Annotated in this window: 8 protein-coding genes; 5 read left to right on the top strand and 3 right to left on the bottom strand. The window is 71.5% G+C overall.

What is annotated here, in order from left to right:
* Nucleotides 1-303: 303 nt before the first annotated feature.
* The 3 genes from ACWED2_RS39915 to ACWED2_RS39905 all read right to left on the bottom strand — a co-directional run bounded on the left by ACWED2_RS39915 (nucleotide 304) and on the right by ACWED2_RS39905 (nucleotide 5,375).
* Nucleotides 304-1,569, bottom strand: a complete 1,266-nt coding sequence (locus tag ACWED2_RS39915) for a helix-turn-helix domain-containing protein (RefSeq protein ID WP_449695706.1) — start codon at nucleotides 1,567-1,569, stop codon at nucleotides 304-306.
* A 31-nt stretch (nucleotides 1,570-1,600) separates the two neighbouring features.
* Nucleotides 1,601-3,613 carry a M4 family metallopeptidase gene (locus ACWED2_RS39910; protein ID WP_449695705.1) on the bottom strand — a complete coding sequence of 671 codons (2,013 nt, stop codon included), beginning with the start codon at nucleotides 3,611-3,613 and terminating at the stop codon, nucleotides 1,601-1,603.
* A gap of 472 nt (nucleotides 3,614-4,085) precedes the next feature.
* Entirely contained in the window at nucleotides 4,086-5,375 is a 1,290-nt protein-coding gene (locus tag ACWED2_RS39905; protein WP_449695740.1) for a helix-turn-helix domain-containing protein, read from the bottom strand.
* Between the two features lie 102 nt (nucleotides 5,376-5,477).
* Here ACWED2_RS39905 and ACWED2_RS39900 point away from each other — a divergent pair, with 102 nt between their 5' ends.
* The 5 genes from ACWED2_RS39900 to ACWED2_RS39880 all read left to right on the top strand — a co-directional run bounded on the left by ACWED2_RS39900 (nucleotide 5,478) and on the right by ACWED2_RS39880 (nucleotide 11,753).
* Nucleotides 5,478-7,313 carry a glycoside hydrolase family 9 protein gene (locus tag ACWED2_RS39900; protein WP_449695704.1) on the top strand — a complete coding sequence of 612 codons (1,836 nt, stop codon included), beginning with the start codon at nucleotides 5,478-5,480 and terminating at the stop codon, nucleotides 7,311-7,313.
* A 9-nt stretch (nucleotides 7,314-7,322) separates the two neighbouring features.
* Nucleotides 7,323-8,108 (top strand): LOG family protein, encoded by a 786-nt coding sequence (locus ACWED2_RS39895; protein WP_449695703.1) that lies wholly within the window; start codon nucleotides 7,323-7,325, stop codon nucleotides 8,106-8,108.
* Nucleotides 8,108-8,692 (top strand): LOG family protein, encoded by a 585-nt coding sequence (locus tag ACWED2_RS39890; protein ID WP_449695739.1) that lies wholly within the window; start codon nucleotides 8,108-8,110, stop codon nucleotides 8,690-8,692. Before ACWED2_RS39895 ends, ACWED2_RS39890 begins: the two co-directional genes overlap by 1 nt.
* Before the next feature lie 530 nt (nucleotides 8,693-9,222).
* On the top strand, nucleotides 9,223-10,857 hold the full coding sequence (locus ACWED2_RS39885; RefSeq protein ID WP_449695702.1) for a glycosyltransferase family 4 protein: 1,635 nt from the start codon (nucleotides 9,223-9,225) through the stop codon (nucleotides 10,855-10,857).
* A complete protein-coding gene (locus ACWED2_RS39880; RefSeq protein WP_449695701.1) occupies nucleotides 10,845-11,753 on the top strand; it encodes a glycosyltransferase family 2 protein in 909 nt (302 codons plus the stop codon). Before ACWED2_RS39885 ends, ACWED2_RS39880 begins: the two co-directional genes overlap by 13 nt.
* Nucleotides 11,754-11,764: the final 11 nt, after the last annotated feature.

Below are 11,764 nucleotides of genomic sequence, written 5' to 3'. Positions count from 1 at the left end.
TCTTCCTTCCATGAAGGCAGAATCGAGGTCCGGTAAGGGGAGACGGAGAAGTGTCCGGGGGGTCAACAGGAGGTATGCGTCCGGACGCATCCGAGTAAAGGATCAGTGGATCAGGGCGTCAATGCGCCGAACGGACCAACGGTATGTTACGGATTCACGGATCAATTCGTACAAACCCCGTCGCAGCAGGGCATTCCCGCCGCGTTCCGCGTCGGAACGACTTTCGTAGGGATTGTCGGGGACACCATCCGAACGCCGGACGATCTCGATCATCGGGATTCACCGGTACCGCTCGGAAACCGGTTACCCGTCTTCCGCGCCCAGCGCGATCAGCCCGTTCCGCAGCACGTCCGCCGCCTCCGTCTGCTTCCCGGTCTCGCCGAGCAGCTCGCTCAACGGCCGCAGCGCACGCACCAGCACCCCGCGCGCGCCCAGGCCGGTGGCGAGCTCGACGGCGGCCCGCAGGTCCTCGGCCGCGCGCCGGGCGTCCCCGCGGGCCCTGGCCAGCGAGCCCAGCTGCAGCCGCAGCTCCGCGGCCAGCGGCGTGCCCGCCACGATCGCCGGGCGGATCTGGTCGAGCAGCGCCGCCGCCGTCTCCAGCCGGCCCGCCGCGAGGTACTCCGCGGCGAGCTCGACGGTGATCGCCGGGACGTCGTCCGGCCACGCCGTCTCCCGCGCCGCGCCGAGGTCGGCCAGCGCGCCCTCGACGTCACCCGAGCGGCCGCGGACCCGGGCCCTGGCCAGCAGGCAGTACGCCATCGCCGGGTGCAGTGCCCGTTCCTGCATCAGGTCGTAGGCCGCGGCGACCGACGCGGCGGCGTCGGCGAACCGGTCCGCGGCCAGGTGGCTGCGGCACACCTCGACGTGGCTGCGGGTCAGCTCCGCGAGCACCGCCGGGCCGCCACGGGTGAGCCGCAACGCCGAGCCGGCGTACTCGGCGGCCCGTTCCAGGTCGCCCTGGCGCAGGTGCCGCTCGGCCAGGCAGGCCCGCAGCGTCAGCAGCATCGACGGCTGCGGGTAGCCGTCGCGCAGCAGCTCGGCGTGGCAGGTTTCCAGCAGGTGCACCGAATACTGCACCTCGCCCCACGCGGTCAGCACCGCCGCGCGCAGCGGCACGACCATCGCCCGCACCGGCGGCGGCTCGCCCGCAAGGGCCGTTTCGGCCTCGGCGACGTACTTCGTGCGGACGTCGCCGGTCGAGTACCCGGCCAGCCACAGCAGCGCGATCCCGGCCTGCCGCGGCCGGTCCAGGCGTTCGGCGCGGCGCCGGATCCGCTGCATCCGCGGGGTCGCGCGGCGGGCGTCGCCGGCCAGGAACCGTTCCGCCGTCTCGATCAGCTCGAGGTCCAGCTCGAGCAGCTCGCGCGGCGACCGGCCGCCGAGCAGCTCGCCCGGGTCGATGCCCAGCTGCCGGGCGAAGAACCGCAGCGCGTCGCCCGACGGCGTCCGGGCGCCGGTCTCGACCGACGACACGTACGCCGCCGAGTACTGCGGCCCGGCGAGTTCGCGCTGTGTGAGGCCGCGTTCGGTGCGCAGCTCACGCAGGCGTTCGCCGACGCTCTCGCTCACCCAGGCCGCCTTTCCACCGGTTCAGGGTAGGTCAGCAGACGCCGCTGTCGCTCCAGACGGCCCACGACGTGGGCGCGCCCGGTTCGGCGCCGGTCGAGTACCACAGCGACGTCCACTTGTGACCGTTGTGGCCGACGACGTCGTTCGGCACGTACGCCTTGGCGGAGTCCCATTCGGCGAGCCCGTCGCAGCCGGTCGGCGGAGTGCCGACGGTGAGCGAGAACTGCGCGGTGTGGTCGGCGTCGGTGCCGTCGCCGGTGACCGTCACCTGGCTGGTGCCGTGCGGCGTGGTCGCCGAGGTGGTGATGGTCAGCGTCGCCGTGCCGCCGGATTGGACGCTCGCCGGGCTGATCGTCGCCTTCGCGCCCTTGGGCAGGCCGGTGGCCAGCAGCTGCACGGTCTGGGCGGTGCCCGAGGTGATCCGGGTGGTCACCGTGGTGGTCGCCGTCTGTCCGGGTTGGACGGACGCCGAGGTCGGCGACAGCGTCAGCGAGTAGTCGTTGCCGGCGGGCGGCTGGCCGGTGCAGGTGGGCTCACCGCTGACCGCGGGCACGCTGACGGCGTCCCAGGCGGCCTTGGTGGCGGCGAACTCGGTGCAGCTGCCCGGGAACAGCGCGACGGCCGCTTCCAGCGTGGCCTTGCGGGCCGCGCGGTGGTTCCACGACGAGGTCTTCTTCAGCAGGCCGTTGTAGAAGATCTTGCCCGCCTTCTGGATGCCGACACCGGTGACGGTGGAGTTGTTGCACGTCGGGCTGGCCGCGCTGCCCTGGGAAAGGAGGTAGAACCAGTGATTCTGCGGGCCCGCGGCGGCGTGCACCTCGGTGCTCGGGATCGAAGCCGAGTAGCAGTTCGGGTCGCCGACCTTGGACGGGTTGTCCATGTAGCGGATCGGGCCCTGGCCGACGAGGTTGACGCCCTCGCCGACGGAGAAGTCCGGCGTGTCCTTCGGGTTGTTGGCGTAGAACTCGGTGAGCGCGCCGAAGATGTCGCCGGTGGACTCGTTGAGGCCGCCGTTCTCGTTGCCCGAGCCCGCGCCGCCCGGCGTGGTCTGGAAGATCGCGTGGCCGAACTCGTGGCCGACGACGTCCATCGGCGTCGCCTGGCGGCGGTTGTCCTGCGAGTGCCCGAAGTGCGTCGAGGAGCCGTCCCAGTAGGCGTTGACGTCGTTGAGGCCGACGCTCGCGCGGAACCCGCCGCCCGCCCCGTCGATGCCGGTGCGGCCGAGCCAGTCGGCGAGCATCTTCCACTCGGTCTGGACGCTGTAGAGGACGTCGACGCAGCCGGTTTCCAGGTCCGTGCCGGAGCCGTTGCCCCAGGTGTTGCTGCTCTTGGTGAAGATCGAGCCGCCTTCGCGGCCGCAGGCGATGCCGCGGCGCCCGGGGTCGGTCATCGAGTAGGAGCTGCCGGAGCCGGACGTGTCGATCGAGACGGTGCCGGCGTAGAAGGAGTTGCCGGTGCCCGCTTCGCGGACGTCGTCACGCGTGTCGAGGACCTTCCCGGTCGTGCTGTCGACGAAGACGTGCAGGCGGGAGGGCTTGCCCCGGTCGCGGCCGCCGACGACGACCTCGTAGGCGAGCTTCGGGGCGTCCCCGGCCAGCACGACCAGCTCCGGCGCCGCTGCCGCGTCCACTGTGGAGAGTCTGCTCTTCGCGATCTTCATGGCCTGCTCGGCGTTCAGGGCGGCCTGCGTGCCGACGGTGATCGGGGCGGTGTGCGCGGCTTCGGTGCCGCGGACGCGCCCGGCGCCGTCGGCGACGACCACCGCGTCGCCGCCGGCCACCCGCAGGCCGTGGTAAGTGCGCTGGTAGGAGGCGTAGTAGAGCCCGCCGCCACCCGGGGTGACCCCGGTGCGGACGAAGGCCTCCCCGGCGCCCTTCGCGAGCCGGTCGGCGCCGCTGAGGGCAGCCTGGTCGGCGGCGCGGGCGGCGAGCGCCTCGGGCGGGGTGGCGGCGGGAGGTACGGGAGCGGCGGTGGCCGGGATCGCCGGCACCGCGAAGGTGAGGGCCAGGCCGGCGATCGCCGCCAGCCCACGTGGGGATCTCATGGGGAACCTTTCCGGGGACCGGGGAGGAGTGTGCCCGGCGCAATAACTGCTGTTATCGCCCCGGACGCGTCCGAGTAAAGGTTCCACCCCCACGCGGGTCAATGGGCCGAACGGAGCAGCGCACCCCGGCCACGATCGCCCGCCGCGGACCAAAACCCCAGGTCCAGGCCACCCGCCAGACTGGTCTGAACCAATTCACCAGACTTTCGTAGGAAGTTCCCCCGGCCCGAACCACCAAGCCCACTGGTCCGCCCGTGTCGACCCCCCAAGCACGCGAGATGCCCTTCCAGACACGCGAGATGCCCTTCCAGACACGCGAGATACCCGCCCAGTCACGCGAGTTACGCGCTCGATCACGCGAGTTCCGCCTTGGATCACGCGAGTTCCGGCGGCGGGAGGGGTATCGCGCGTGATCAGAGGGGCATTTCGCGTGATTGGAGGGGCATCATGCGTGATTGGAGGGGCGACACGGTCAGGTGTCGGTGGCGGCCGAGTCGAGGCCGCGGCAGTAGGCCTCGATGGCTTCGTCGAGGTGACCACGTTGTCGGAGCGCGTCGCCGAGCCGGAGGGCCGTCGAGACCGCCGCGCCGTGCAGGGATGCTCGCGTCTGGATCTCGAACGCCTCGCGCAGCAGCCGGGCCGCCGTCTCCGCGTCGCCCTGGACCGCGGCGGTCTGGCCCAGCAGGCTCGTCGCCTCGGCCAGCGACTCGACGTCGCGGGACAGCAGCTCCCGGACCTCCGCCACGAGCGCAGCCGCTTCGGAAGGCGCGCCCTGCCGGAGCCGGACCTCGGCCAGTTCGAGCGTCGCCCCGGCGAAGCCCTCGTCCGCGCCGATCGCCGCCAGCTGGTCGCGGGCCACCGTCAGTTCCGCGCGGGCCTCGTCGAGCCGGCCCAGGTGGCGCAGCAGGTAGCCGCGGGCCCAGCGGCAGCGGGCCGCGTCGCGGTCGAACCCCACCGACGCGAACAGCCGGCACGCCTCGGTCAGGTCTTCGTCCGCCCGGTCGGCGTGGCCGGTCGCCTGCCACACCTGCGACGCCTGCCGGTGGAACCGCGCGACGAAGTCCGGCCGCGTCGCCGCCCGCGCCAGCCGGCGGCCGTCCTCGGCCGCGCGGCGGGCCCGGTGCAGGCCGCCCATCTCCACCAGCGGGTGGATCAACGCCGTGAGCAGGCACAGCTCGGCGTCCGGGTCGGCCGGCCCCGCCGCCAGCCCGGCCTCGATCCGGGCGATCGCCGGGCCCGGGTCGCCGCTCTGGAACCGGCAGCCCGACCACCGGTGCACGATCATCGCCGCCAGCCACGGCGGTGCCGCCCCGGCCAGCTCCTCCGCGTGCTCCAGCGCCCGCTGCGCCCCCGAGACGTCGAACAGCTGCCACTTCACCTCTGCCTGGCAGAACCTGGCGTAGCACTCGACGTCGTCGAGGTGGTAGCCCGCCGCTTGCTTGCCCACCGCGGCGAACCGCTCCTCCGCGACGGCGATCCGGCCCTGCTCCAGGTCGCGGTAGCCCTCGTCCAGCGCCGCGCGCAGCTCGTCGGCGACGCCGGGCGGGCGGCCGAACCGCAGCTCGTCGACGGTCAGGCCGAGCCGCTGCGCCAGGTAGGCCAGCATCTCCTCCGACGGCGGGCGGCTGCCGGTTTCCACCTTCGCCAGGAAGCCCCGGTCGTAGCCCGGCTCGGCCAGCTCGCGCTGGGTCCAGCCGCGGTCGGTGCGCAACCGCCGGATCCGCGCGCCGAGCGGTTCGGTCATCTCCCCACGGTAGGTCATCGGTGCGGCGGCCGCGGAAACGGACATATTGACGCCTCCGGCCGCACCGGGATAGCGTTCTCCGCTAAATAGGAAACTTTCCTAACAAAGCGGAGGCCGATCATGCGCCTGCTTCCCCTCGCGACGGCGGCCGCGCTCGCCGTGCCCCTCGCGGCCGCACCGGCCGAGGCCGCGCCCGCTCCGGCGGAGGTCCGGGTCGACCAGGTCGGCTACGCACTGGGCGAGGCGAAGCACGCGTACCTGCTCGGCGGCGCGGCGGGGAAGTTCACCGTCGTCGACGAGCGCGGCCACCCGGTCCGCGAAGGCCGCACCGGCGCGAGCCTCGGCGCCTGGAACGCGCGCTACCCGGCGGTGTTCGACCTGGACCTGTCCGGTTTGGACAGACCGGGCACGTACCGGGTCAAGGCGGCGGGTGCGACGTCGCCGCCCTTCCGGATCGACACGGCGCGACGGCTGTTCCGCCCGCTCGTGCGCGCCACCACCGAGTTCTTCCAAGCCCAGCGCGACGGCCACGACGTCGTCCCCGGCCGGCTCGACCGCAAGCCTTCGCACCTGGCCGACCGGACGGCGACCGTCTACGCGGAGCCGAAGTTCGCCGGCGAAGGCGGCGACGAGATCGTCGAGCCCTTGAAGCCGCAGGGCGGCCCGGTCGACGTCGAAGGCGGCTGGGTCGACGCCGGCGACTTCGTCAAGTTCACCTCCAACACCGCGTACTCGCTGGCCGAGCTCGGGTTCGTGCTGCGCGAGGACCCCGATCCCGTGCTGGCCAAGGAGGTCCGGTTCGGCCTCGACTGGCTCGACAAGGTCTGGGACAGCCGCACGAAGACCCTTTACGCCCAGGTCGGCATCGGCACCGGCAGCGAGGAGTTCGGCTTCCTCGGCGATCACGACGTCTGGCGCAACCCGCAGGACGACGACGCCCTCGACGTCAAGCCCGGCGACCCGGCCTACTTCGTCAAGTACCGCCCGGTGTTCCCCGCGGCGCCGGCGGGTGCGCCGCTGTCCCCGAACCTCGCCGGCCGCGTCGCCGCGGCGTTCGCGCTGGGCGCGCAGGTGTACGCCCACCGCGACCCGCGGCTCGCCCGCCACTACCTCGCCGAGGCGGCGGTGGTCTTCGCGCAGGCCAAGACGTCCGGTGTCGGCGAGCTCGTCACCGCGTTCCCGCACGCCTACTACCCGGAATCGTCGTGGGAGGACGACCTGGAGCTGGGGGCGACCCAGCTCGCCCTGGCCGCGCGGGCGCTGGACGACCCGCGCGCGAACGGCTGGGCCCGTGACGCGGCGAAGTGGGCGAAGGCGTACATCGGCAGCGGCGACACGAGCACGCTGAACCTCTACGACACCAGCGCGCTCGCCCACGCCGACCTGGCCGTCCTGCTGCGCAGCGGCGTCCCGGGCGCGGCGCTCGGCGTCCGCGACCTGGCCGCCGACCTGCGGCGCCAGCTCGACTCCGGCGTCGAGGCGGCGAAGACGAGTCCATTCCGGACGGCCGTCGACATCACCGACTTCGACGCCGCCAGCAAGAGCTTCGGCTTCGCCGCGACGGCCCGGCTGTACCAGCGCGTCACCGGCGATGCGCGGTACGCCGCGTTCGGCGCGCAGCAACGGAACTTCACCCTCGGGGCCAACGCCTGGGGCGTCTCGCTGGTGGTCGGCGCCGGTACGACGTCCCCGCAGTGTCCCCACCACCAGGCCGCCAACCTCGCCGGGCCGTCGAAAGTGCTCTACGGCGCGGTCGTGAACGGCCCGAACGGCGAGGGGAACTTCGCCGACCTGTCCTTCCCGGCGGGGGCGAAGGAATGCACCCGTCCGTATGAACCCTTCGACGGCCAGGGAAGTCGCTACGCGGACGACCTGAGTTCATGGCCCAGCAACGAGCCCGCCATCGACTTCACCTCGACCGCGCTTCTCGCATTCTCCCTGGCGGCGAGGCCGTAGCATGGGGAAGTGAGCGAACAGTCTGAATGGCCGGACGGCCAGTACCCCGAACGCCCGGTGGAGCGGCACAAGGGCCCGGTCGTGCTGCGCCGCGACCGCCGCGACCAGGGCAGCACCACCGACCAGCGGCTCCTGGACTCGCGCGGCCCGAGCGACTGGGTGCACACCGACCCGTGGCGGGTCCTGCGGATCCAGGCCGAGTTCGTCGAGGGCTTCGGCGCGCTCGCCGAGGTCCCGCGCGCGGTCACCGTGTTCGGCTCGGCGCGCACCAAGCGTGACAACCCGGAGTACGAGCTCGGCCGCAAGATCGGCGGCGCGCTGGCCAACGCCGGCTTCGCCGTGATGACCGGCGGCGGCCCGGGCGCGATGGAGGCGGTCAACCGCGGCGCGGCCGAGGCCGGCGGCTTCTCCGTCGGGCTCGGCATCGAGCTGCCGTTCGAACAGGGCCTGAACCCGTGGGTCGACCTCGGCGTCAACTTCCGCTACTTCTTCGCCCGCAAGACGATGTTCATCAAGTATTCGCAGGCCTTCATCTGCCTGCCCGGCGGCTTCGGCACGCTCGACGAGCTGTTCGAGGCGCTGACGCTGGTGCAGACCAAGAAGGTCACCAAGTTCCCGGTGGTGCTGTTCGGCAGCGACTACTGGGGCGGGCTCTACGACTGGATCAAGAACTCGGTGCTGGCCGAAGGCAAGATCAGCCCGCACGACCTCGACCTGCTGCACGTCACCGACGACATCGACGACGCCGTCCGCGTGGTGCAGGAGTCCTACCAGGCGTGGGAGGACACGCACTGATGCGGCGGATCTGTGTTTTCTGCGGGTCGTCGATGGGTTTCTCGCCGCGGTACGCCGAGCAGGCGGCCGCGCTCGGGAAGCTGCTGGCCCAGCGCGGCATCGGGCTGGTCTACGGCGGCGCGAGCGTCGGCACCATGGGCGTGGTCGCCGACGCCGCGCTGGCCGCGGGCGGCGAAGTGATCGGCGTGATCCCGGAGGCGCTGTCGAGCGTCGAGATCGCCCACGCCGGGCTGACCGAGCTGCACGTCGTCGCGGACATGCACGAGCGCAAGGCGAAGATGGCGGCGCTCTCCGACGGCTTCGTCGCGCTGCCGGGCGGGGCGGGCACCCTGGAAGAGCTGTTCGAGGTCTGGACGTGGGCCCAGCTCGGCCTGCACGGCAAGCCGATCGGCCTGATCGACGTCGACGGCTACTACGCGCCCTTGATGACCTTCGCCGACCACATGGTCACCGAGGGTTTCCTCAAGGACGGCTACCGGCAGCTCCTGCTCGCCGACGCCGACCCGGCCGCGTTGCTCGACCGGTTCGAGACGTACGAGCCGCCCGCGCCGCCGAAGTGGGCGAAGGAAGCGCCGGGGATCTGATCGGCCGGCCGACGTCCCGCGCCGGAACCGGCGGCTCCGGCGCGGGCGCGCGGCGGGCGGCACGGGGGCGGAGATTCGCCGGTGTTACCGGCGTGTTTCGGCAACGCCGTTGTGCAATTCGTGCGCTTTAAATCCGCGTGAGTTGTCCTGCGGCAACAAAAAGTGACGAGCGGCGGGCGCCTCGGACCGCAGCTGGCCCGGCGAAGGCGCACAGGGCCGCCCCGACCTGCGGATCCGGCCGGCGCGGTCGGCCCAGTCGGCCCGGTTCGGCGGCCCGAAACGAGCTGCGTGGCGATTCAGGTAGGATCCTTCGAGTTTGCTGGCCGAATGTGTAGTCACCGTCCGCAACCGGAACCCGCGCGCAGATGGGTGACTTTTGCCCCCTATAGTGTGGTTCCGTGTAGCGCCGTCGGGGGTCAGTTCGGCGCTCGCCCCGAAGCCGGGAATACCGTTTTCCGCCAGCTTCGTGGCAGCAATGTTTCGTGGTTGGTCAAAGCTTTCCGAAAGGGAAACAGACTGATGGGGCGGGCGTGGGTACCGAGTTGCTGACTGAGACGTTCGAAGTAGTCGATGACCGTGGCGTCGGTCTCGTCGGGGACGGTGCCCTCGACGAGCGGGAGCGCCGGCTGGTCATCGGCGCGGCCAACTACCACGCCCTGGTGCGGCGCGGCGCGACCTTGCGCCTGACCGTCGTCCGGGCGCTGCACTTCGGCTACCCGTCGCTGAGCGACGAACGCTGCCTGCACATCGGCTGGACCCAGGACCGCGAGTCGGTCGGTTCGGTGGTGGTGCGCAGCCTGGTCGCGCCCGAACCCGGCACGCAGGCGCCGGGCGGTTTCGTGGACCTCGTCATCGACGTCGGCGGCAAGCCGGTCGTGCAGAACGGCTACCAGCAGCTCCGCGGCCCGATCGGCAAGGCCAAGAAGCTGGTCCGGTCGCGGGCGACGTTCCAGTACGACCACCTGCGCCAGCTGCGGACCGACGTCGTCGAGCGGCGCATGCGCTCCACGCAGCTGCCGCGGCGGCTGCCGGTCGCCGGCAACACGAACTACCACCGCGCGGCCACCACCGCCCCGCCGGCCATCATGTTCGGCCTGCACTGGCTCGAGCTCGGCGGCGCGGAGCGCTGGGCGCTGGACTGCATCCAGCTCGCCAAGGAGGCCGGGTTCGTCCCGATCGTCATCACCGACCGGGACTCGGCCCACCCGTGGATCACCCGGCCCGAGTTCGACGACGTGGTGTTCGTCCCGATCACCCACCCGATCAAGCTGGGCACCGACTCCCAGGTGCTCAGCGGGCTGTTCACGGCCTTCGACATCCGCGGCATCCACGTGCACCACAACACCTGGCTCTACGACCGGCTGTCCTGGGTGAAGTCGGTCTGGCCGGACGTCCCGGTCGTCGATTCGCAGCACGTCCTGGAGTGGCGGACCGGCGGTTTCGTCGACCACGCCGTCCAGGTGTCGGCGATGATCGACCAGCACCACGTGATCTCCCCGCAGCTGCGCGACTACCTCATCCACCGCCAGGGCATCGCGGCGGACAAGGTGGTCCTCGCCACCCTCGCGAACGCCACCACGGCCGGTATCACCTCGGGCACCGCCGGCACCGAGGCGAAGACCACGCCGTTCACGGTGACCTACATCGGCCGCTTCCACCAGCAGAAGCGGCCGCACGTGTTCATGAAGCTCGCCGCCGAGCTCAAGAAGTCGTCGCCGGTCCCGGTGCGGTTCATCGTCCAGGGCGACGGCCCGCTCGCGGACGAGGTGCACGCCCTGCGCGGCCGGCTCGGCCTGGCCGACGTGCTCGAGGTCCGCGCGGCCGACCACCCGGTCAAGGACACCCTGGCCGAGTCCGACGTCCTGGTCATCACCTCGGAGAACGAGGGCCTGACCCTGACGACCTTCGAGGCGACCGCCGCCGGGGTCCCGGTGCTCTCCTCCGACGTCGGCTCGCAGGCTTCGGTGGTCCCCGAGGGACTGCTCGCCCCGCGGCACCCGTACGCTTTCGTCCGGCAGGCGGCCGAGAAGATCCGGACCATGATGTCTTCGCCCGACCAGCGCAAGCGCTGGTTCGAGGAGCAGGCCGCCAAGAACGAAGCCTTTGCCAAACTGCCCAAGGCCAGCGCCTGGGCCGAGGAGCTGTACCGAGGGTGGAAGCAGTGAACAAGGTCGCCGCGGTCGTCGTCACCTACAACCGCAAGGACAAGCTCCGCAAGGTGCTCGACCACATCCTGGCCCAGACCCACGCGCCCGAGTGGCTCGTGGTGGTCGACAACGCGTCGACGGACGGCACCGACACGCTGCTCGCGTCGTACGCGACCGACCCGCGGGTCACCGTGCTGCGCCTGACCGAGAACACCGGCGGCGCCGGCGGCTTCTCGGCGGGCATGGCCAAGGGCTACGAGCTGGGCGCCGACTTCCTCTGGATCATGGACGACGACTGCTACCCGCAGCCGGACGCCCTCGAGGAGATGGTCAACGGGCTCGACAAGGCCGAACAGACCCTCGGCCACCAGATGCCGTTCGCCTGCTCGGTGGTCAAGTGGACCGACGGCGGCATCTGCGAGATGAACAACCCGGGCACGACCTGGGACTGGGGGCGGTTGCTCTCGCTCGGGCAGCAGGCCGTGCTGGTCAACCACTGCTCGTTCGTGTCCGTGCTGATCCCGCGCTGGACGCTGACCCGCTTCGGGCTGCCGCTGACCGACTACTTCATCTGGTTCGACGACATGGAGTACACCCTGCGCGTCGCGCAGGCCGCGCCCGGTGTCCAGGTGCTGACCAGCGTCGTCGTGCACGACCTCCCGGAGAACCGGGGCGTGAACTTCGGCCAGATCAACCACCAGAACGTCTGGAAGTACGAGTACGGCGCCCGCAACGAGCTCTCCTACCGGCTGCACCACGAAAGCCCGTTCGCGGCCGCCGGGTTCGCCGTCCGCGTGCTCAAGGGCATGGCGCAGGGCCACGTCTCCCGGTCGCTGCGGCTGCGGATCGTGAAGGCGCTGCTGCGCGGTGTGAAGTTCGACCCGAAGCCGAAGTTCCCGCGCTCGGTGCTCTGAAACCCGCCCGG

This window comes from Amycolatopsis sp. NPDC005003 (assembly GCF_053600695.1).
Note: the sequence above shows the minus strand (reverse complement) of the source record. Positions and strands in the feature narration are given on the sequence as shown.